At 34.1% G+C, this 22,801-nt stretch carries 25 protein-coding genes and 1 pseudogene; 9 read left to right on the plus strand and 17 right to left on the minus strand.

Annotated features, from left to right (window positions below; all coding sequences use genetic code 11):
* Positions 1–189 precede the first annotated feature (189 nt).
* The gene (locus DPQ31_RS15900) at positions 190–426 is read right to left on the minus strand and encodes a helix-turn-helix domain-containing protein (protein ID WP_261797456.1); all 237 of its coding nucleotides are present in this window, start codon (positions 424–426) and stop codon (positions 190–192) included.
* A gap of 325 nt (positions 427–751) precedes the next feature.
* Between DPQ31_RS15900 and DPQ31_RS15905 the strand changes: the two genes are divergently transcribed.
* Both DPQ31_RS15905 and DPQ31_RS15910 read left to right on the plus strand, forming a co-directional pair.
* A complete protein-coding gene (locus DPQ31_RS15905) occupies positions 752–1,384 on the plus strand; it encodes a LexA family protein (RefSeq protein ID WP_208730683.1) in 633 nt (210 codons plus the stop codon).
* Complete coding sequence (locus tag DPQ31_RS15910; protein WP_208730684.1) at positions 1,384–2,757, plus strand: recombinase family protein; 1,374 nt, start codon at positions 1,384–1,386, stop codon at positions 2,755–2,757. The genes DPQ31_RS15905 and DPQ31_RS15910 overlap by 1 nt, the downstream gene beginning before the upstream one ends.
* A 25-nt stretch (positions 2,758–2,782) precedes the next feature.
* Here DPQ31_RS15910 and DPQ31_RS29705 read toward each other — a convergent pair.
* A pseudogene (locus tag DPQ31_RS29705) lies at positions 2,783–2,854 on the minus strand (methyltransferase); the annotation flags it as partial.
* Positions 2,855–3,068: 214 nt separating this feature from the next.
* Between DPQ31_RS29705 and DPQ31_RS15915 the strand changes: the two are divergent.
* On the plus strand, positions 3,069–3,650 hold the full coding sequence (locus DPQ31_RS15915) for an AAA family ATPase (protein WP_208730685.1): 582 nt from the start codon (positions 3,069–3,071) through the stop codon (positions 3,648–3,650).
* Positions 3,651–3,800: 150 nt separating this feature from the next.
* Positions 3,801–4,913, plus strand: a complete 1,113-nt coding sequence (locus DPQ31_RS15920) for an LPXTG cell wall anchor domain-containing protein (RefSeq protein ID WP_208730686.1) — start codon at positions 3,801–3,803, stop codon at positions 4,911–4,913.
* A gap of 64 nt (positions 4,914–4,977) precedes the next feature.
* Here DPQ31_RS15920 and DPQ31_RS15925 read toward each other — a convergent pair whose 3' ends face one another.
* The 6 genes from DPQ31_RS15925 to DPQ31_RS15950 form a co-directional block, all read right to left on the minus strand.
* On the minus strand, positions 4,978–5,649 hold the full coding sequence (locus DPQ31_RS15925; protein ID WP_000202616.1) for an ABC transporter ATP-binding protein: 672 nt from the start codon (positions 5,647–5,649) through the stop codon (positions 4,978–4,980).
* Positions 5,649–6,713, minus strand: a complete 1,065-nt coding sequence (locus DPQ31_RS15930) for an ABC transporter permease (RefSeq protein ID WP_208730687.1) — start codon at positions 6,711–6,713, stop codon at positions 5,649–5,651. The genes DPQ31_RS15925 and DPQ31_RS15930 overlap by 1 nt, the downstream gene beginning before the upstream one ends.
* A 329-nt stretch (positions 6,714–7,042) precedes the next feature.
* Positions 7,043–7,513, minus strand: coding sequence for a DinB family protein (locus tag DPQ31_RS15935; RefSeq protein WP_208730688.1), 471 nt, complete (start codon positions 7,511–7,513; stop codon positions 7,043–7,045).
* Between the two features lie 199 nt (positions 7,514–7,712).
* Positions 7,713–9,089, minus strand: coding sequence for a sensor histidine kinase (locus DPQ31_RS15940; protein ID WP_208730689.1), 1,377 nt, complete (start codon positions 9,087–9,089; stop codon positions 7,713–7,715).
* A 1-nt stretch (position 9,090) separates the two neighbouring features.
* A complete protein-coding gene (locus tag DPQ31_RS15945; protein ID WP_097926824.1) occupies positions 9,091–9,768 on the minus strand; it encodes a response regulator transcription factor in 678 nt (225 codons plus the stop codon).
* 221 nt (positions 9,769–9,989) lie between these two features.
* A complete protein-coding gene (locus DPQ31_RS15950) occupies positions 9,990–10,637 on the minus strand; it encodes a YczE/YyaS/YitT family protein (protein WP_208730690.1) in 648 nt (215 codons plus the stop codon).
* A gap of 114 nt (positions 10,638–10,751) precedes the next feature.
* On the opposite strand from DPQ31_RS15950, the gene DPQ31_RS15955 reads away from it, so the two are divergent.
* From DPQ31_RS15955 to DPQ31_RS15965, 3 genes are read left to right on the plus strand one after another with little or no spacing between them, the layout of a single operon-like run.
* The gene (locus DPQ31_RS15955) at positions 10,752–11,204 is read left to right on the plus strand and encodes a MarR family winged helix-turn-helix transcriptional regulator (protein WP_000658989.1); all 453 of its coding nucleotides are present in this window, start codon (positions 10,752–10,754) and stop codon (positions 11,202–11,204) included.
* A 25-nt stretch (positions 11,205–11,229) separates the two neighbouring features.
* On the plus strand, positions 11,230–11,748 hold the full coding sequence (locus tag DPQ31_RS15960; protein WP_139823499.1) for a spermidine/spermine N(1)-acetyltransferase: 519 nt from the start codon (positions 11,230–11,232) through the stop codon (positions 11,746–11,748).
* Positions 11,749–11,770: 22 nt separating this feature from the next.
* On the plus strand, positions 11,771–12,394 hold the full coding sequence (locus DPQ31_RS15965; protein ID WP_208730691.1) for an FMN-binding negative transcriptional regulator: 624 nt from the start codon (positions 11,771–11,773) through the stop codon (positions 12,392–12,394).
* 224 nt (positions 12,395–12,618) lie between these two features.
* Here DPQ31_RS15965 and DPQ31_RS15970 read toward each other — a convergent pair whose 3' ends face one another.
* The 3 genes from DPQ31_RS15970 to DPQ31_RS15980 form a co-directional block, all read right to left on the minus strand.
* Positions 12,619–13,458 carry a YitT family protein gene (locus DPQ31_RS15970; protein ID WP_000747489.1) on the minus strand — a complete coding sequence of 280 codons (840 nt, stop codon included), beginning with the start codon at positions 13,456–13,458 and terminating at the stop codon, positions 12,619–12,621.
* 352 nt (positions 13,459–13,810) lie between these two features.
* Entirely contained in the window at positions 13,811–14,080 is a 270-nt protein-coding gene (locus DPQ31_RS15975; RefSeq protein WP_000438987.1) for a 2TM domain-containing protein, read from the minus strand.
* A 179-nt stretch (positions 14,081–14,259) separates the two neighbouring features.
* Positions 14,260–14,901: a hypothetical protein gene (locus DPQ31_RS15980; protein ID WP_208730692.1), complete on the minus strand. Its 642-nt coding sequence runs from the start codon at positions 14,899–14,901 to the stop codon at positions 14,260–14,262.
* A gap of 288 nt (positions 14,902–15,189) precedes the next feature.
* Between DPQ31_RS15980 and DPQ31_RS15985 the strand changes: the two genes are divergently transcribed.
* Positions 15,190–16,221 carry a S66 family peptidase gene (locus tag DPQ31_RS15985; RefSeq protein WP_097959500.1) on the plus strand — a complete coding sequence of 344 codons (1,032 nt, stop codon included), beginning with the start codon at positions 15,190–15,192 and terminating at the stop codon, positions 16,219–16,221.
* 194 nt (positions 16,222–16,415) lie between these two features.
* Positions 16,416–16,811, plus strand: a complete 396-nt coding sequence (locus DPQ31_RS15990; protein WP_000454076.1) for a DUF3224 domain-containing protein — start codon at positions 16,416–16,418, stop codon at positions 16,809–16,811.
* 200 nt (positions 16,812–17,011) lie between these two features.
* On the opposite strand, the gene DPQ31_RS15995 is transcribed toward DPQ31_RS15990, so the two are convergent.
* The 6 genes from DPQ31_RS15995 to DPQ31_RS16020 all read right to left on the minus strand — a co-directional run bounded on the left by DPQ31_RS15995 (position 17,012) and on the right by DPQ31_RS16020 (position 22,560).
* Positions 17,012–17,389, minus strand: a complete 378-nt coding sequence (locus tag DPQ31_RS15995) for a hotdog family protein (protein ID WP_000776365.1) — start codon at positions 17,387–17,389, stop codon at positions 17,012–17,014.
* 86 nt (positions 17,390–17,475) lie between these two features.
* Entirely contained in the window at positions 17,476–18,723 is a 1,248-nt protein-coding gene (locus DPQ31_RS16000; protein ID WP_001063058.1) for a DUF1015 domain-containing protein, read from the minus strand.
* 13 nt (positions 18,724–18,736) lie between these two features.
* On the minus strand, positions 18,737–19,909 hold the full coding sequence (locus tag DPQ31_RS16005; protein WP_000490241.1) for a 3-phosphoglycerate dehydrogenase family protein: 1,173 nt from the start codon (positions 19,907–19,909) through the stop codon (positions 18,737–18,739).
* Between the two features lie 12 nt (positions 19,910–19,921).
* A complete protein-coding gene (gene serC, locus DPQ31_RS16010) occupies positions 19,922–21,004 on the minus strand; it encodes a 3-phosphoserine/phosphohydroxythreonine transaminase (protein ID WP_208730693.1) in 1,083 nt (360 codons plus the stop codon).
* A gap of 207 nt (positions 21,005–21,211) precedes the next feature.
* Complete coding sequence (locus tag DPQ31_RS16015) at positions 21,212–21,403, minus strand: DUF378 domain-containing protein (RefSeq protein WP_000670800.1); 192 nt, start codon at positions 21,401–21,403, stop codon at positions 21,212–21,214.
* Positions 21,404–21,492: 89 nt separating this feature from the next.
* Positions 21,493–22,560 (minus strand): glycoside hydrolase family 113, encoded by a 1,068-nt coding sequence (locus DPQ31_RS16020; RefSeq protein WP_208730694.1) that lies wholly within the window; start codon positions 22,558–22,560, stop codon positions 21,493–21,495.
* Positions 22,561–22,801: the final 241 nt, after the last annotated feature.

The raw sequence follows: 22,801 nt of genomic DNA on the forward strand, positions 1-22,801 counted from the left end.
CATGTGTTAGATTTAATTTTTTCATTAAGTTATCTAACTCCTTACCTAACTTATAGTTTGATAAATTGATTGTGATTATCTAAATTAATGTAACTAAGCCAATTAATACATTTTTCCTTCCTATTTAGTTAAATAGAATTGGATTAACATTAAGCATAATTCCTCTTTCACTAAGAGCAAGTGCAAGGGCTAACTTGCTAAAAACTCGCTTTTCACTTGTTTTATGTAATCTTCTTCTTTGCCGTAATAAAGCTTGAATGGATCGATACAATAAATGTCAGCCAACTTCTTAGCAGTTTCCATTTTAATTTTAGAAGTGTCACCTTCTAACTTTTGTAAGGTATTATAACCAATACCCGCCGCTTTTGCCGCCTCCCTCAATGATAAGCCTACACGTTGTCTTGCTAATCTAAAAGTTAACTCCATGATAATTTCCTCCGCACTATTCTATTATTTTTTGCAACATCATAATGTTCATATAAAACTACTTCATATAATTAAACAGACTCCGCCCAATACGAACATCTGTTCACCTTTCTAGATAATCTTACCATGTCAAAAAAACAAATGCAACACCTTTTGTCCAAATTTATTTAATTTTTTGGGTAAAAAATTCATTTTTTTGAACGAAATGTGTAGATTTTATGGTTCTTTCTATTATATAATGAATGACGTAATAACAAAGTAATTACAATGTAATTACTTTTGACTATAAATATAATTACAATTGACTATAAAGGAGAAATTTACTATGCCTAGAAATTTCAAAACCGCCAATGATGATATGATGGCTAAAAAGATGAGCGAAAACATAAAGAAGATAATGAAAAAGAAAGGTATGAGACAAATTGATTTATCTGATAAAACTGGGATAAAACGTTCTACTATTAGTAATTATGTTAATGGAAACACAATAATACCAATGGTTGCCTTACAACGTATAGCAAATGCATTAGGAGTTACTAAGTCCGAAATAGTTGAATTAGATGAATCCAAAACTATTGAAGTAATTGGGATTAAAAAGGTTCCTGTATATAAAGATATAAAAAGCGAATTCGGAACAACTTCATTTAGTGATCCTATTGAATATATTGATACCCCTTTTAGTTGGATTAGTGAAGGCGACTTCTTCTATATAAATGTAAATGATAATTCTGTACCTGGTATATTTGAAGGTAGTAAAGCTTTAATAATGCAAACATCAAGTTTAGAAAATGGAGATATGGCTCTTGTTTCTGTAAATAATGAGATTATGATAAGAAAAATTTATAAAGATGGTAATACAATAACGTTAGACTCTATTTATAAAAAAGATACTATAGATGATAGAAAAACATTATTTTCGATAATTGGACAAGTAAAGAAAGTTATAGGTGATTTTTAATGAGGTGTGCTATATATAGAAGGGTTTCTACAGATGAACAAGCGGAAAAAGGTTTTTCTCTAGAAAATCAAAAATTAAGATTAGAATCATTTGCAACTTCTCAAGGTTGGGAAGTTTCGGATGATTACGTTGATGATGGTTTTAGTGGTAAGAATATGGATCGCCCTGCATTGAGACGAATGTTCAATGATGTTGATAACTTTGATGTAATACTTGTATACAAATTAGATAGGTTCACTAGGTCGGTTAAAGACTTAAACGAGATGTTAGAAACGATTAAAGAGCATAATATAGCGTTTAAAAGCGCCACTGAATCCATAGACACTACAACCGCAACAGGACGAATGATACTAAATATGATGGGAACAACGGCTCAATGGGAACGTGAGACAATTTCGGAAAGAATAAAAGATGTCTTTGGGAAAATGAGAGAAAACGGCATCTTTTCAACAGGACACCCCCCATACGGTTATAAATGTGGCGGTAATAAATCAATTGAAATAGTTGAAGAACGAGCGAAAGCGGTTCGCTATATATTTGAGCAATCCAAGACCAAAGGACTACTTAAGATATCCTTAGAATTAAACAGGATGGGTGTTAAAACAAGGCGGAATAATAAGTTTAGTGAGTCCACGGTAAAAAGAATACTGCACAACCCTTTCTATTGTGGATATATGACGGTTAATGATAAATGGGTTCCGATTAAGAATGAAGGTTACATGCCTATAATAAGTGAAGAGGAATTTAAGACGACTCAAAAAATATTAACAAAACGTAATAATAAACAAACAAAATCAAGAAGTGTTTCTTATTATCCGTTTAGTGGAATTGTACTTTGTCCTGATTGTCAACGTACAATGATTGGTGATAGAGCTAAATACGGAGATTACTACTATCGCTACTATCGTTGCGTATACGGACGAGCGAGTAATAATTGCACTAACAAAAAACGAATTAGAGCCGAACAAGTTGACAAAGCTTTCGCAGAATATATTTCAGAGTCTTTTGAGAATGCTACAATAAAATTAGATTCTAGAGATATTAAAAGCGATATAGAGCATGAACTGAAGCGCTTAGACAGTAAAATAGACAGATTGAGTGATTTATATATAGAAGGAGATATTACTAAAAGTAAATACAACGAAAAAATGAACTTACTTCTTAACGATAAGGAGAAATTAGAAAGAGATTTGACATCATGTAAGGAAAACGTTTCTGTAGAATTTGTTCAGGATCAAATAAAGCAACTGGAAAGTGTTTGGCATTTAATAGACGATAAAACCAAATCCGAATCTATAAGAAGTGTTTTTGATACCATAAAAATAAAAAAAGAAAAGAATCAAGTGATTATTATAGAACACACCTTACTTTAAATTATTTTTGGGTTATTACAACATTATCTCTGTGATATGCCCTTCCGAAAGCCGATACTAGCGACGTTATACTTGCTTCACCTTTTTTCACGCACATACACTCCTTCATTTTGACAATAAAAATAGGGTTCCCCTGGCCAGGAGAACCCTATTATACACTTTATTTTCACATTGGTAAATTATAGCATAAATAAGTTTTTTTGTCAAGTTTCCAGCCTGCTATCACTCCGACACTTTATATATTCTCTGGCAGGAAAATTTTCAATCTACATTGAATATTCCAGATTATAACAACACACATGGAGGCCAATATGAAACGATTCGTCATTATTACAGTAGGAAAAACACACAGCGGAAAAACTACATTTGCAAGAGCATTAGAAAAAGAGTTATCCCATTCTTTCGTTATGGATCAAGATAACCAAGCTGAATTTATTAACACGCATTACGAAAAGTTACAACCGGCTGAAGGTGCTAATACTTTTAAGCACGGTCTTTCTAAATTCATTGTTGATTATGCAAAAGAACATACAAATTTACACCTTATTATTAGTAACTCCAATCGCAGTAAAAATGGAAGGCTATATTTACTAAACGAATCATTTCCACAAAATGGATATGTACGCATACTCGTTCACTTTGACATTCCAGATAATGTACTTTATGAGAGAGTAGCTCGAAGCACGCGAAGTACGAATATTTTTAGAGGTGGATATTCTAGTTTCAAAGAAGTACTTGAACGACAACAAACTGAATCACTTCACGATGATGTGGTAGATCCTATAGAAAACGAGGCTGATTATTTGTTTGTTATTCGCAATAGTAAGGATGTAAACTCTACTATAGAAGAAATTGTTCATCTTTCTAAAGACTTGTCCCCTACCCCAAAATAAGAGACTATAAGAATTACATAATGATAGATTATTATGCAAATACTTCCTCTAGACATCGTACATGGTATATAATAATAAAATAATCTACTTCTATATGCTCAATTCTACACAAAACAGTTCATGCATATGAAAGAAAAGAGGTACAAAAATATGAAAACAAAACAAACAATCGCTGCGTCTACACTAGCTTTAGCTATGATTGCAGGCGCAAACTCGGCCCATGCGGAAGTAAATGATACTACTCCACAGCAAAGTACGGGAGATCGATTAGCTGAAATTAAGCAACATAGACAAGAATTAGATGCGAAATTGCAGCAACACAAAGAAAACGTGGATCAAACATTGAATGAACTTAACAAGGTTAAGGAAAATGTTGATACGAAGGTTAATGAACTACATGAACGCAAACAAGTTGCTGATGAAAAAATCAACGAAATGAAACAACATAAACAAGAGTTAGATGCAAAACTTCAGCAAGACAAACAAATCGCCGAGGATAAAATCGCTGAAATTAAAGAGCATAAAAAACAAGTAGATGACAAAGTTGCTGAAATAAAAGAACATAAGGAAAATATTGATACAAAGGTTAATGAGATTAAAGAACATAAACAAACTGTCGATGAAACAGTAAATGAAATTAAGCAACATAAAGAAAACATCGATCAGAAGGTTAATGAACTTAAGGAAGTTAAAAAACAAGTAGATGAAAAATTAGCTGAGTTAAAGAAAGCGAAACAAACTGCTGAGGATAAACTTGCTGAGCTAAAAGAAAATAAGCCGAATACTGGTAACACGTTAGAAGAACTTAAGAAAATTAAAGGCAATTTAGATAGTCTTTCCGCTAACTTAGAACTAGCTAAACAAGATGTGAAAAATAAGCTAGCTGAATTACAAAAGGCTAGACAAGACTTACTAAATAAAATTAACGAAATTAAACAAGCGAAACAAACTGTTTCAGACGATTTAACAAAGAAAAAACAAGACTTAGATATTAAAATCAACGACTTTAAACATACTGAGAAAAAAATAGACGACAAATTAGCTGAGTTACATACAACGAAGCAAAATGTTGATAACAAAATTAATGAAATATCACAATCGAAACAAACGCAAGCAGATAATAGCACTAAAAACAATAACGCTAGAGAACTTCCTAACGCTGGTAGTGAGCAATCAAATAATATGGCTTTAGGTATGTTATCTGTATTAGGCGGCGTTTTATTAGTAACACGAAATAAAATTAAAACGTTATTCTCAAAATAAAGCCATTATACTTATTAAAAACAATTATACAAAGGCCAACCGCATGTGCGGTTGGCCTTTTTCTTTATATTAACTGTCCATCTCTAAGCGTCAATATACGATCACATACATCAAGCATTCTTTCATCATGCGTAATCATAATGGCTGCTTTTTGACTTTCTTTCACTTCACGTTTCATCATTTCAACGACTTCACGCGCACGTTTTGAATCTAAGCTTGCCGTTGGTTCATCTGCTAGTATTAAATCTGGGTTGTTCATGAACGCACGAGCGATTGCCACCCTTTGTTTTTCTCCACCAGATAGTTGATTTGGATAATGATTTTTTCTTTCTCCTAATCCAAATGCCGCTAATAGGTGATCCGCACGCTTTTCAGACTCTTGTTTGTTGTCTTTTTTCAGCTTTGCAATATAGAGTAACTGTTCTTTCACATTTAAATACGGAACAAGGTTTGCGAACTGGAAAATGAAACCGATCTTTTTCAAACGTATATCTGTCATTTCCTTTTCGGATAACTGCGTAATATTTTGTTCACGAATGTATATATCCCCTTTTGACGGCGATAATAAAGCACCCGCGATTGATAATAACGTACTTTTCCCTGATCCAGAAGGACCGACGATTCCAATAAATTCTCCGGCTTTCACATCAAGCGATATCGGATGAAGGGCTGTTACTTCCGTATTCCCTTCTCCGTACACTTTACTTACATTGTCTAATTTTAATAATGAAGTCATTACATCCCGCCTCCAATCGCTTCTAATGCATCAACTTTTAATACTTGATATAATGAAATAAGTGTTCCTAAAATACTAATGACGATAAAGATTGTTGCATATTGTGCAATCATCGGTGTTGTTAATAAGAACGGCATACCTGCTGGTAAAATTTGTTCTAATCCTTGTACAAGAACAATACTGATTACCATCGCAACGACTGATAAGAATAACGCCTGCACGACTAAGCTATTTGCTAAATACGAGTTCTTAGTACCAATTGCTTTTAATACGCCTAATTGCTGTGTTTTTTGCAACGTAATGACGTAGAAGAATACACCGATTAATAACGCAGCGATAACAAGTAAGAATGCAATGATCATCGTTAATGTTCCTTGCTCTTCTTTAAATCCTGGAATACTTTGCAGTACTTCTTTCTTATCAATAACATGGGCATTTTTAATCTCTTTATCTGTATTAAGTGCAATTGCACTATAATCTTTTTGATTTGGTTGTGAAATAGCGCCCCATACATCTTCGTTTACATATACAACTGGTGTATGGCTAAACATTTGGTCTTTCGTAAATCCAACGATTGTAAATTCTTTCTTTGAAACAGGATCGATAATTGTATCCCCAATATCGATTCCTTTTTCTTTAATGGATTCGTCAGCAACCATTTCATTGTTCGCTGTACCTAATTTCTCCCCCTCTACAATGTTCGGTTCTAAAAATGTATCACGTTCACTTGAGAAAATGGCGATATCAACCTTTTTCGAACTATCTTTCTTTTCATACGTTGAAACTTTCACACGAAACGGAACTGCCTCTTTCTCGCCTACTTGATTTACTACGTTATCTACATCATCTTTCTTAATTTGTGAACGAAGTAATTTATTTTCCGCATCATCTGCTAAAACGAACTTATTTGCCTCCATATTTTGAATCGATGACGCATTATCATATGATAATCCATTTGCTAATCCTGAAATAACAAGGACTAAAAATGATAATAACACCATAATAAGTCCGATTAATCCGTATCTTAATTTTGATTGTTTCAATTCACGCAGAGCTAAAAACATTTCGCCCGCTCCTTCCTCTTTCTTTCTATGCACTTATCATAAAAAAGAAATATGAACGGAATATGAACAGAAGATTACAGAGGATACTTTTGAGCTTCGGTTTAAGGAAGAACAGGTGAAAGATACTGCCTTATAGCAAATAAAGAAAATATTTTCTTTTTGCTATAAAGCGCAAACAAGCATAACCCCGTCCTAAATTTAGGACGGGGTTATGCTTGTTTACTTTTGGATGTAAGATACTAAAATAAACATATAACAATAAATTCATTTGAAAAATCTAAATTCCATTCAACAATAGCGCCCTTTAATGGAATAACTAATACGTTCAGTTAACGTTTTGATGGCCATGCCCCCTGCATTTTCCTTAATTGAATAATTTGGCCAGTATGATAAGCATCGTGAAGCATGATGTCTAGTAATTTCCCCTCTAATGAATTTTGTTCCAGCTCTTTTTCGGAAATTGCACTTAATACCTGCCTTAAATTTCGCTGAGCATTTTCAGAACGTTCAACGACTTCCTTCCATTCTGTGTCATCATTAGATTGCTTAGTAAGATAAAAGGTGTCATCACCGTCAAGATTATGTGTCCATTCATGGCCTTCCAATTTTGCAGCAAGTCTCTCTTTGTAATAAATGAGATGATTAACGTTCTCCCAAATGGTTTTCATTCCCTCTCCAGATGGTTTCCACATAGCCTGTTCGGCTGTAAGTCCTTCTATAGCATGTTTAAACGGTGCATACCAACTCTCTTTATCGAATGTTGAATCTAGTACATTTAAAAACAAGTCAACTCGTTTCAAAGTAATTTCCTCCCTAAATAGTTAAAGTTTCAATAAAATCCTTATAACTCTGTAGAGATTCTACATTTTCAAATAAACTTCCTCCTAATCTTATTCCACAAACAAGTCCAATTATAGAATAGGATTACTCATATTTTTTCACTTTACATGTAGAATAACGGACAAAAAAGAAGAGGCGTTCGCAAACAGCCTCTTCCATCTATTTCGGAAGTTCAACCCGAACAGTCGTCCCTTCCCCTTTCGTACTATACACCGAAACTGCCCCTTTATGCAGTTCAACAATTTTCTGCACGATTGATAATCCTAAGCCACTACCTTCTACGTTTCTTGCCCTTGCCGTATCTACTTTATAAAAACGATCAAAAATACGGTCCATTTCTTCTTTTTCCATACCGATCCCGTTATCGGATATAGAGATAATGACACTAGATTCTAACTCTTCGACAAAAAACTCAATCGTCCCACCATCATTTGAAAACTTAATGCTATTCGTAAAAATGTTACTCCACACTTGATGTAGTAAGTTTTCATCACCTTGTATTGTAATATCCGGCACATCAAACTCAACGGCGATATCTTTCTCACGCCATTTCCATTCGAGCATAAAAATGACGTCTTTAATTTGCTTTTGTAGATTGAATTCTTTTATTTGTAATACTTTTTCTTCTTTATCTAAAGAAGCTAGCGTAAGTAACTGTTTACATAAACTAGACATTCGCTTACTTTCGCCCTCGATAATTTGTAAGTAATGGTTTCTTTCTTCTTCACTCATCTTTTCTGTTTGCAATGTTTTCGAAAATCCTTGTATGGAAGAAAGCGGCGATTGAAATTCATGCGAAACGTTCGAAACGAATTCTTGTCTCATTTCATCTAATTCTTTTATACTTTTCGTCATCTTTTGGAAGCTTGTAGATAACGTTCCTATTTCGTCTTTTCGTTTTACGTCTAATTCAATTTCATATTCACCACTTGCAATTTTTTGCGTAGCTTTCGTAAATTTACGAATTGGGCGAACGATGTAACCTGCTGCAATCGCAATAAAAATAATACTTAATAACACGATAAAACCAAGTAAAACCGCTAAGAAAATTCTCATTTCACCAAATTGTTGCTGAATGTCAGGACGAATAAATAAAGCGTACTGTTTATCACCGTGTTTTAACGGTACACCGACACTATTAATTAATTCATTATCGAAGAATCCTGTAATAAAGAGCCTCGTTGGATATGTGGAAACACCATTAAACGTTTCCCCCTGCAATACTTTACGAACCGTATCATCACTTATCGTTATTTTACGAAACGCGTTGCCGATACGCTTTCCATTCATTTGGTCGTCTACAATATAAATTTCATATCCTAACTTCGCAATAGATTGTAAATAATCATATTTATTTTCTTCACTTTGCTTTTCATATAACGATTTAACTTCCTCAGCATAGTTTAAAATCTTTTCACTATTATACGGTTTTAACTTCACTTGATAATATACGTTCGTTAATAAAAAACCGATAATACTACTAAGAAGCATAATACCGACTGTCATAAAAACAAATCTAGAATATAGTGATTTCATCTTATCTCAGCTCCAACTTATAGCCGAGTCCGCGCACTGTCGTAATTTGAAAATCATCTGTTCTTTTTGAGAAACGATCTCGTAGTCTCTTCACATGAACGTCAACCGTTCGTTCGTCCCCTTCGAAATCCATTCCCCATACTAATTCAATTAACTCTTCTCTTGAAAATGTTCTTCCAGGATAACTAGCTAATTGCGATAATAATTCAAATTCCTTCAGCGGAAGCAAAATCGTTTGACCGTTACACTTTACTTCAACACCTTTACGATCAATTGTCGTCCCGTGAAGTGTAATAATGTCTGCACTCAGCATTTGATAACGGCGCAACAAAGCTTTCATACGAAAAATGACTTCAGCTGGCTCAAACGGTTTTACAATATAATCGTCCGTACCAGAAATGAATCCTTTTTCTTTATCAACTAACTGATCTTTCGCAGTTAATAAAATAACCGGTATATCATGATACTTCCGGATTTCTTCACATAACGTATAGCCATCAACAAACGGCATCATAATGTCCACTATCGCAAGATGAATATTTTCCTTCTCTAATACTTCTTGCGCTACCTTTCCATCTTCCGCTTCAAAAACTTTAAACCCCTCTTTTTGTAAATGGTAATGTAATAACTCTCTAATATGCTTATCATCATCAGCTAATAAAATATGTATCATCTTCATTAAACCCTCTCTCGTTCATCCTTCTACATCCTTACATTAAGAAACAATTGGATTTTTTGCAAGAAAAAGAAAAACGAAATGCTATCTGTTTTTTTGGAATAAGAATGGCGGAAATTCTTTTCTGTCACAAAATTTATAAAGTTTTGGTCGATTGAAGAACGTTGCGGAAACAGTCGGTATTCAAATGAATAAATAATTTAAAGAAAAGAATTTCACTTTTCTTATGATTGGTCAACTGCTTTATTCTTCTTATAATTTTGTAGTGTACTACGGTGTATTAATACGTGGTCTAATACTTTTTTAGTAAGTGGCATAAAGAAATTGAGTAATAGCCCACCTAAGCAAACGGTGAATACAGTTCCAACACCAATTGGTCCATGTAAAATCGTTGCCATCATCAAGAATATAAGGTAAATAAGGGTTCGTGAGAAAAAGATATTGGTTCTAGTTAATTCTTGTATGATTAAGGTTAATCGATCAATTGGAATGGGAGCAAAATTTGTCTGTAAATATAGCGCAGTTCCAAATCCTGTCATAACTAAGCCAATTCCAAAATAAATCATTTTACCATACCATATTTCAGGTGTAATTAAACTACGTAATAAAAATAGCCACATATCAATACCAATACCTGTTATGAATGCTGTTAACAACCCTAGTACCTCTGGTCTTTGTCTTTTTAAAATCGAATTACAACATATCAATAATAAAGCTATTATTATTTCCCAACTTCCCACAGTAAGCCCCACATTTAAAGAAAATCCTACTAAAAGCGCATCAAAAGGTGAAGTTCCAATATCTGATTGTATTGTGAAAGAAATACCAAGGGTTAATATTAAAATTCCTAATACATAAAAAACATACTTCATTTTAATCAACCTCTTCCCCTTTATTTTTGTTGCATTTACAATAAAAATATTTTATATTTAATGTAACTTTAAATTGTTGCATTTGCAATAAAAACAAACGATAAGGAGTTCATTATGAAGGAAATTCTTCGTGAAATTGGAATGATTGCAAGGGCATTAGATTCTATTAGCAATATAGAATTTAAAGAATATGAGCTTACAAAAGGTCAGTATTTGTACCTTGTGCGAATATGTGAAAACCCAGGAATCATTCAAGAAAAGCTATCTGAGATGATAAAAGTAGATCGTACAACAGCAGCCCGTGCTATCAAAAAGCTTGAAATCAATGGATTTATTGAAAAGAAAGAAGATTCATCTAACAAAAAAATCAAAAAACTTTTCCCGACAGAAAAAGGGGAAAATGTCTATCCTTTTATTAAGAGAGAAAATGATTATTCCAATACTGTTGCATTAGAGGGCTTTTCCGAAACAGAAGCGGCAACTATTTCTAATCTCCTTCAAAGAGTAAGAAAGAATATAGAAAAAGATTGGGAATTCGTAAAAAAAGGAAATAAGAGAAATTATTGATTATATAAAGGAGAGAACTATTTAAATGACTACACATATAGAAAAATGCACCCTTGAAGATATACACAAACTTCATGAAATTAGTTATGAAACATTTAATGAGACATTTAAACATCAAAATTCACCAGAAAATATGAATAACTATTTGAAAAAGGCATTTAACTTGAAACAATTAGAAAAAGAATTATCCAATATCTCTTCTCAATTCTTTTTTGTCTACTTTAACAATGAAATCTCTGGATATTTAAAGATCAATACCGATAATGCTCAGTCTGAAGAAATGGGCGATGAATCACTTGAAGTCGAGAGAATTTATATAAAGGGCTTATTTCAAAAACATGGTCTTGGTAAATATCTACTAAATTATGCTTTTGAAATTGCAATAAAACATAATAAAAAGAATATCTGGCTAGGCGTATGGGAGAAAAATGAAAATGCTATTGCTTTTTATAAGAAATTAGGGTTTGTACAAGCTGGATCACACTCCTTTTATATGGGGGATGAGGAGCAAATTGATCTTATAATGATCAAAACACTCATATAACTTTTTTGAAAGGTAGGTTATTATGTATATTCCAAAGCATTTTAAGGTCACAAATGTTGATGAGATTTGGGATTTTGTTCAAAAAAACTCTTTTGGAACAATCGTCACAACAAAAAAAGAGAAACCAATTGCAACTCATTTGCCTTTTGGGTTAACTAAAAACGGTGATGATTATTTTATTACTGGACATATGGCTTATGGGAACCCCCAGTGGAGAACATTTGAAACCTGTGAAGATGTTCTTGTCATGTTTCAAGGGCCGCACTCTTACATCTCTTCTTCTTGGTATGAACATGAAGAAGTTCCAACATGGAATTATCAAGCCGTCCATATATATGGTAAAGCAAGTATTTTAGATAAAGAAGAATTAATAGATGAATTAACAACAATGCTGAAAAAATATGAAGAGCATCGTGAAAATCCAGTATTATGGGATAAACTTTCCCCTGCCCTCTTAGAAAATGAACTGAAAGGCATAGTTGGATTTAAAATTAAGGTAGGAGATATTCAGGCTGCATATAAATTAAGTCAAAATCGAAATGAAATGGATTATATTAATATTATTGATAAGTTGCATGATGAAGGAAATCCAGATGCGAAACAAATGGCGGAACTCATGGGGAGTAGATTAAAAAAGCACATATAATCTATTGTTATTCAACTCTCACATTTCAAAATTAAAGAACAGACTGGAGCGTTCTATCGGTAGTTTTTCTTTAGAATGTAAAAGATTGAACTTAAAGTGAATGAGGTTTAATTGTAAATATAGATCTATTAAAGAAGAATCTATTTCGAAAAAAGATTCTTCGAAATAGATTCTTCTATTTTAGTATTAAGATTATTTTAACAAAAACCAATTTCTAACTCTTATTAAGCCTTAGAAATATCAACAAATCCTTCTCCGAACACATCACGAACATCGTGTATAGCGATGAACGCAGCCGGATCTGTAGTTTGAACAATCCGTTTTAGCTTCACTACTTCTTGCTTATTAATAACAACATAAAGAATTTCCTTCGGAGTTTTCGTGTAATAGCCATGACCTGAGTACACAGTAACCCCTCTGCCCATTAAGGTAGTTACCTTCCCGGCAATTTCATTCGGGTTATCAGAAATAATCGTAATGGCTTTCTTCGGATTTAAACCTTCAATTACAAACTCCATCACTTTCGTTGCTACATATAGCATAATAATTGTTATCATCAGTTTTTCTGCACCAATGATGAAATAAGATGAAAACGCAACAATTAAATCGAAGAACAGTAAACCATAGCTAATGCTCCATCCTAAATATTTATGCGTCATCCTTGCTAAGATGGTAGTACCTGCTGTTGTTCCGCCAACGCGAATAATAAGACCAATCCCGCACCCAATAAATATTCCACCGAAAATAGCATTTACGAGCATTTCATCAGAAGTAATCGTCCAACCTTCTGTCAAATGAAGAAATAGCGAGTTCGTAACTACAGCGATAATCGTATAAATTGTTGTGATCTTGTTTAAAAATTTATAACCAGCTATTAACAAAATCGCATTTAATATTAAGTTGACTAAACCTGGTGACCACTCAAATAAATAGTACGTAATAATCGTGATACCTGTTACCCCGCCTTCACCGAACTCATTCGGGATAACAAACAAATTGACACCTAAAGCAAAAAGGAATGCACCAATAATAATAAAAATAATGTCTGTCGTTCTTTTTTTCATACAGTACCTCACTTCTTATGCAAATATTTCTTCAGATATAAACTCTCACCATTATATCGTGGAATATTCAAATCGAACAGTGGTTTATTTTTATTTTAATATAGGGTAATAAATCAACTTTATCCTATATCCACATGTAATTTAAAAAGTAAAATAACTGTATTTATTATGTACTACAAATAAAGTTTTGATTTCACATGCAGTTCACCCTAAAAAATGTATATGAACACTCTCACTCGCACAAACTTCAAATACAAAGCAAATAGGCGAAGCTATAGAATATACTTCGCACCAAGCGTGTAATCATAGAGATTTATATGAGATTTTATATTCATAAATTCCAGAAATAAATTTACTTATCTTTCTCCATATATTCTTTAATCTTTCGTTCTTCCCACTCTTTTCCGAATATCCCAAATGGAAAAGTCGTCAATCCGTGTATAACGATACCAATCCCCCAACCTGCAAGTGGATATAAAAACCATAATTTACTTGAATCAGAACTTATATTTATAATAAAAAGCATTAAGTTCACTAGTATATAAACCGTTAAATGAATGTAAAATGCTTTTAAATTCTCCATTCTTTTTTTAGCTCGTAAATAAACATCATCTCGCTCCACCCTTAAACACCTCTTTCAATATTGTATTTTTAACCTTCGCTCCAGTGTTAACATCATATTCTAATCGGAAATCCAGTATTCTCAAAAAAACATAAAACAAAAAAGTATCCATCGAATTATCATACATATGATGATTCGATGGGTACTGCATGATACATTTGTTATTTACAAGCGTCTAATTAAGACCAAATCCAAACATCATCATTATTTTCAACGTCGCTCTTTACGTCATGAACTTTTTCAATGTTGTCCGTTGTGTTCCAGTTAATAGAACTTCCGCCCCATCCTACAAACTTCATATCAATTTTTACTTTCTCACCAGTATGAAATACTTGTCCCTTTGTTAAGAAAACGTCAATACTATCTTTCTTCCCATTTAGTGATGGATACTCAACTACGACATACTTAGTAGAACCGTCTCCCTCATCTTCCATCGTTCCTATTTTTGATACTTCGCCAATTACATAATCAGGTGAGCCATCTTCTTTCATGTGCATACCTAACTTGTTTGTTGTATTTTCAACTGCAGTTGCAACCATATATTCTGTAAAATTACGCATCATAGATCCAGTCGCTTTTACTTCGTCTCCTACTTTCACATTTGAAAGTGAATCCATATACACACTAACAGGCTCCTCATATTGCTTAGATTTCACAACAATTACACCGTTATCTACTTCTACTACTCGCCCTTCTAACGTCGAGAAATTCGATTCAATAGAAGCCGCACTCGCTTTCGTTACTTCTAATCCTGGTACATTCGTTCCTGATAATGCTGCGATACCTAAAGCACCTGCTAAAATTAATTTTTTCATACCCATATGTAACCTCTCCATTCATGATGATTTTATTTTTTGATTGGCTACGACCAACCTGTAACCATTATAGTTACAGGTTATAAAAATAACAACCACTTTTCTCATGCAATGTTGCATACTGTAATTTTTAAATATTAATCGACTATTCCTATATTCAACACTACTGCTAAATTCTTGAATATCAGCAGGTAAACGGATTGATGATGAAGAAACTACTGTCATGCATCATATTTTTCAATGCTACGGTTTGTATAATCGTAGTTCATTACATTATGTAGGGGCGGAATTCATATGTTAATAAAACCAAAGAGATTACAGCCAGGAGATATCGTAGCAACAGTAAGTGCTTCATGGGGAGGAGCGGGTGATTCTAAGCTAAGATGGCGTTATGAGCAAGGAGTAAAGAGATTAGAAGAAGTATTCGGGCTTACAGTTATCCCAATGCCAAATAGTTTAAAAGGTAGCGAATACCTTTATAACAATCCAGGGGCTCGTGCGGAAGATTTAATGACAGCATTTAAAGATACGCGTGTTAAAGCAATTATTACGAATATTGGTGGCGAAGATAGTATCCGTTTACTACCTTATATTGATTTTAATGTGATACGTGAAAATCCGAAAATCTTTATGGGGTACTCTGACGATACCGTGTCACACTTATTTTGTCATAAAGCAGGAATTTCCTCTTTTTACGGTCCAGCAATCTTAACCGATTTTGCTGAAAATATAGAGATGGATTCATATACGATTGAAACAGTGAATCGAACTCTCTTTTCAAATGAGATTATTGGTGAAATTCAACCAGCTAACGAATGGACGAGTGAGCGTTTAGAATGGATAGAAATAAATAAGGATACAAGACGTACGATGCAGCAAAACAACGGATATGAGGTCCTTCAAGGATCTAGGACTGTACGAGGGCGTTTAATTGGTGGTTGTATTGAAGTATTGGAATTCGTAAAAGGAACGGAACTTTGGCCTGAGAAAAAGCATTGGGAGAATAGTATTCTATTCTTTGAAACATCTGAAGAACATCCAGAACCAAATTATATAAAGTATTGGTTGCGAAATTATGCAGCGCAAGGCATTCTGCAAAAAGCAAAGGGAATCATCTTCGGTAAACCGAAAGACGAAACATATTATGAAGAATATAAACAGGTAATACTTAAGATTATGAAGGAAAATAATTTAGAAGATTTGCCGATTCTTTATAATTTAAATTTTGGCCATACTGAACCGAAGTTTATTTTACCTTACGGTGCGATGGCAGAAATTGATTGTGAAAATGAATCTTTCTCTATTTTGGAAAGTGGAGTGGAGTGAAACTTTCAATAAGTAAAGCCATAAGTTTTATAATTATGTTTTCCTGACCCTAGCGTATTTTTATTTTATTAGCTTGATAGTGATATGGCAGGACTCAAATCAATAAAAACACTCCTATGAGATATGACTGGGAATTGTTACTTTTTAAATGATATGGAGATTACTTATCTAATGATAAAGGGGGATTTACGTGTATGGAAGTAACATTTACAGTAAGGAAATGGGATGAAAAACCAATTGATGATACTAGAAAAGATTTCCCTATTAATATTGCCCATGTTGAATATGATATTGATGGGGAATTAAAAGGAAAAGCTTTTGTTGAATACTTATTATATTATTTAGACTCAAATATAAATGATGGTCACTTGGCTACCGCTAAAATTTCTGGATTTTTACACTTTGAAGGAATTTATAAGGGGCAACAAGGAACATTTACAGCTATAGAGCAAGGAATATTTGATAAAGGAAATTTAGATTCCCCAGGAACAATTATTAAAGCTACCGGTAACTTAGAAAGTCTGAGAGGGTCCTATAACTATCAGTTTACAGGTCAAACTAGTAAACTAATTTTAGAATTTGAAATTTAGCAAAATACCCTATAATTTAGTGGAAAGGACATTTCTTGTAATACTAAGAATGTCCTTTTTATTGACGAGCTTATTCAACTATTTTCTAATCGTTAAGAAAAGAACAGAGTATAATACATAAAATTTTCGTTATGGGTGGGAATTAAAACTCTAAGCCTGAGAGGCATGGGCCCCCACTTATTCATTACTTCTCCTACCAATTAAAGAATAATCCCTGAAAAACTCCCCTTCAATACTTCTTTTTCAAGTTGATTCATACATGTAAACATCGCAATAATCTTCGTACGATTTTTTTCATCGGGTTCAAATTTTTCAATTGTTACGTCACATCGAATCGTATCCCCACTAAAAACGGGACGTAAAAATTCAAAATCCATCTTGCGAGCTAATACGTTATAATCACCGCCAACTTTCGTAGGCAGTGTTGATGTTAAAAGTCCTTGTACAACAAATCGCCCTTGTTCATCAGGTGTAACATGATGAACTCCCTCATCCTTAGATACCTCTGTAAATAAAACAACATCTTCTCTTGTAAACGTTCGCTCAAAGGTGATTTTTTCGCCTACTTGCAATTTCATTGATACCCCTCCTCGAAAACACTTTTAAAATAAGAAAAACCGAAACTAAAAATCATTTCGGTTTTTCAATCTAAAGAAGTCTATATTTACTTTAAAGAATGTACAAACAACCCACTACGCAGTTTCGGTTCAAACCACGTTGATTTTGGCGGCATGACTTCCCCAGCGTCTGCGATTGCTAATAAATCTTCCATTGACGTTGGATATAATGAGAACGCTGCTTTATATGCACCGCTGTTCACAAGGCGCTCTAGTTCTTCTAACCCGCGTATTCCGCCTACAAAATCGACGCGTGAATCAGATCGCGGATCATGTATTTCAAGTACTTGGCTTAATAGATGGTCTTGCAGAATAGACACATCTAAACCTTTCACAAGATCGTTCGCATCAAACGTTTCCTCTTTCACAGTGAGCTTATACCACTTCTCGTTTATATACATACCAAATGTTTTCGGCTCATTCGGTTTATACGGAGAAACATTTGCTTCTTCTACATAAAAATACTGCGTAATTTGCTTTAAAAACTGTTCCTCTGATAAGCCGTTTAAATCTTTCACAACTCGGTTATAGTCCCAAATTGATAATTCATCGTGAGGGAATAGAACGGATAAGAAGAAATTAAATTCCTCTTCTCCTGTATAATTCGGATTTTGTTCTCTTCGCATAAGTCCTACTTTTGCTGCTGATGCAGAGCGATGATGTCCATCTGCAATGTACAAGTTCGGAATATCTTCAAATGCGTTTACTAAAGTGGCAATTACACCTTCATCTGCAACCTTCCAAGCAACATGCTCAACGCCATCTTCTGCTGTAAATGTATAAATTGGCGCATGTTCTTCTTTCCAGCTGCTAATGAAACGTTTCACTTCATCTTTTGTACGGTACGTTAAAAAGATAGGGCCCGTATTTGCATCACACACATCAACGTGACGGATGCGATCTAATTCTTTTTCATGACGCGTTCTTTCGTGTTTTTTAATTGTATCATCATCATACTCATCAATAGATGTACAAACGACAAGTCCTGACTGCGTTCTTCCTTGCATCGTCAGCTCATAAATGTATAATGCTGGCTCCTCATCTTGAATGAACACTTCTTCTCGTATAAATTGCTTTAAATTTTCACCCGCTTTTTCATATACGCGATCATCGTACGGTGAAAGTGCCGGATCTAAATCGATTTCTGCTTTATCAACGTGTAAGAAAGAATACGGATTGCCTTTTACAACTTCTCTTGCCTCTTCACTATTTAATACGTCATACGGTAAAGCCGCAACTTGTGCTGCTTTTTCTTCTACTGGACGAATGGCCCGAAACGGTCGGATTTTTGCCAACTTCCTCTCTCCTTTACACAATCATTCGAACGGCTACAACACCTGAAATTTTGCTTATATTTTCCACTACATTCTCTTTAATTATATCATCAATTCCGTTATCAATATCAATCATTGTATACGCCCAAGAATGTTTACTACGATTAATCATATCCGCAATATTTATATGATGTTCTGCTAAACATCCTGTAATTTGTCCTACCATGTTCGGAACGTTTTGATGCATAATTGTAATACGTTTCTTTCCGATATACGGAAGTTCTACGTTAGGATAGTTGACTGAATTACGAATATTTCCTGTCTCTAAATATTCACGTAATTGACGTGCAGCCATTACTGCACAATTTTCTTCCGATTCTGATGTAGATGCACCAAGATGGGGCGTCGCTGTTACATTTTTCATCTTAATCACATTTTCATTCGGGAAATCCGTTACGTAATGTGTAATAACATCTTCTTCTAACGCTTTTTGAAGAACATTTTCATCTACAAGTTCCCCTCTTGAGAAATTGAATAGACGCATTCCTTTTTTCATCGTCTCTATAGCATGTTCACCAATAATCCCCTTCGTTTGATTCGTAAGAGGAATATGAAGTGTAATATAATCACACGTTGCAAAAATTTCATCTAGGCTAAACGCTCTTTGCACATGTGTAGAAAGGCGCCAAGCTGTTTCAACTGAAATGTAAGGATCATATCCGACAACGTCCATTCCTAAAGCTAGCGCATCATTCGCGACTAAAGCACCAATTGCACCAAGACCAATAACCCCTAGACGTTTCCCCGCAATTTCTGATCCAACAAATTGTTTTTTCCCTGATTCAACAAGCTGAGGTACTTCTTCACCCTCTAAATTTTTCGTCCAGCTTACTCCATTAATAATGTTACGTGAAGACATAATAAGACTTGCGATAATAAGTTCCTTTACGGCATTCGCATTAGCCCCTGGCGTGTTAAATACTACAATTCCCTTTTCCGTACATCGATCGACAGGAATATTATTTACACCCGCACCAGCTCTTGCAATCGCCTTTAAATCTTTTGAAAACTCTTCTTGATGTAAAGAATAGCTGCGAAGTAAAATGCCGTCTGGATGATCCATTCTATCCCCTACTTCATAGCGCTCTCCGCCAAGAACTTGCAAACCTTTTTCTGCAATTTGATTTAACGTTTGAACACGAAACATATCCCCATCTCCCTATCTATTTTTAAGCTCAAATTCTTTCATATAATCTACTAATTGCTGCACACCTTCCACTGACATCGCATTGTAAATACTAGCGCGCATGCCACCTACTGAACGATGTCCTTTTAACGTAACGAACCCGCGTTCCTTCGCTTTTTGTAAAAACTGATTATTTAATTCTTCTGACGGTGTTGTAAACGGAATGTTCATAAGTGATCGATACGTAGGATCAACTGGTGAAGTAAACAATTTAGATTCATCTAAGAAATGATAAAGAAGTGACGATTTCATTCTATTTTGTTCTTCAATCGCAGATACCCCGCCTTGTTCTTTTAACCACTCTAGTACAAGCTTCGTTACGTAAATACTAAAGGATGGCGGTGTATTATATAAGGAGTTATTTTTACTATAAGTTTCATAGTTTAGCATTGTAGGACAAGAGCGATCTGCCCCGCCAATTAAATCTTTTTTTATAATAGCAATCGTTAAGCCCGCTGGCCCTAAATTCTTTTGTGCTCCCGCATATATGAGGCCAAACTTCGTAACATCATATCGTTCTGATAAAATATTTGAGGACATATCCGCAACTAGCGGCACTTCTTCGAGATGTGGAATATCCACATATTTTGTCCCCTCAATTGTATTATTCGTTGTTATATGTACATAATCTAGTTTTTCATTACCGAGTAAACCATCCAATTTAGGAATCGTAGTAAACTTCTCTTGTTCAGAAGAAGCAATCACTTGTACTTCCCCTACTTTTTCTGCTTCTTGCAGTGCCTTTTTAGACCATGAGCCAGTCAGTACATAACCTGCTTTTTTGTACGTATTCATTATATTTAACGGTATCATAGAAAATTGTAATGATGCACCGCCCTGTAAAAATAAAACTTCATACCCATCAGGAATGTTCATTAATTCACGAAGCAGGCTACTCGCTTCATCAATAATACTTTGAAAATAAGAAGATCGATGACTCATTTCCATAATAGACATGCCTGTCCCGTTATAATTTAAAAGCTCCTTTTGCACCTTCTCTAAAACTGGCAAAGGGAGTATTGATGGTCCTGCAGAAAAATTATACACTCTCTCCATCACCCGGATGACCTCCCTATTTCTCATTTTATTATTTTTTAAACTTTCTGAATTATAACCCACAATACAATATACGGTCAATTTCTTTTCTAATATTATGTCTCAAGACGCGATGGAATCGCTTGCACGTGCATACTATATGTAAACATATAAAAAAGTGTTAAGTACATAATCGTACTTAACACTTTAATAATAGAAGAATAATAGCTAATTGTCCGTAAAGAACCGATCAAAAATTTGATAAATAGCAGAAAGACCAAAGAGCCAATAAATAGTGTCCACAAGCGCCGGCATAGAACCAAACCATTTCTCAACTACATTGTAATCTAACGCTACAAACAACCAATTCAAACCGCCAAGAATCACCAAAATTACTGTAAGGTAAGACAAAAATTTCATTATGATTGCCCCCTAGGTGATAAGATGGTGAAAGGCCTTTCACTAGAAATATATGTAGGAAACTTCAAAACTTACCTATTTTATAAAATTTATTTTCGATACCATCCGTTAATAACTGCCTCTGCTTCTTTACTATGTATTTGATACGCATGTGTACTATCATTAGAGCCAATAAACCAAATTGAAAAACCTTTAAAATATGGTTTCGGTTCTAATACATCTCGGTAAGCGCGCCAGCCATTTAATTGTACATCTTTTGAAAATACATTTGAAACATCTGGATTCCATGGATTTTGTAGTCCTAGTTCACGCGCTGGTACGTTAAATCCACCAAAATAAACTGGCTTTCCTGTTGCATTATGTAATTGTTCCAGTTGTTGAACAACATTTTGTCCACGATTATATACTGTTGTCGCGAATAAACTTTGCTTCACTTCTTCGTATGGTGGATTCCTTTTTCCTGAAACTTCAAACCAACTATCGATACTAACAATATCCACCTTTTTTAAATACGGACGATTTATTTTCTCTTTAAACTTCGCTTCATAAGAAGGGTCCCAGCTTGCTGTTAACCACCAGTTCATTTGATACAAAACATTTCCTTTATACTGCTGACGGACAAAATTAATCGTATCGTTCCAATATCCTTCTGCATATTCCATATTAACGAAATTAGAAGCAATCTTTAGTCCATACACATTGTATTTACTTGTAATAGAATTAAAAATATCTTGTAGAATAACCGTTTTCCAATTCCAGAAGAAATCATTAATATTACTTGGATTCCATTCTGTTTCTCCAACATTCCCCTGCTGAATATATGGGAACGGTTCCACTATAACTTGAATATTACGCTTTAATAATTCTTGAATTAAAATGATAGCCTGTTTCTTTTGCGCCTGATTAATTACCATGTTAGTAGAAGTCACATTCGGAATATCTACTTGAATCGGTACATTTACTGTATTTAAATTTAAGCGCTCTACATCAGCTAACACTTTCGCTACATTTCCAACTTCCCATACCGTTACGTTTCCTGATTTTATTTTTCCAGGTTGAACAGTATTTACATCTGCCTGTACGTTTCCTTGAAAATAAAAAGAAAACAACATAATAAACACTCCTAAAAAACTTATTAAACTCTTATTTTTCTTCACAACTTTCCCCCTATAATTTTTGGCTTTCTTGATTATTTTATACAATGTTTCACATATATTCCAGAAAAAATTACATGAAGTTTTCATTAATAAAAGCATTATTCATATAATTCTCCTGAAAATAGTAAGATAAATAAAAAAGAGCGGATTTTGAACTGCACCCCAATTGTTAGACACCGTCTAACAATTGGAGGTGCAGTTTTTCTATGGTTAAATTTACAGCTGATGAAAAAATACACAT

This window comes from Bacillus sp. COPE52 (assembly GCF_003355115.1).
Lineage (GTDB): Bacteria > Bacillota > Bacilli > Bacillales > Bacillaceae_G > Bacillus_A > Bacillus_A toyonensis.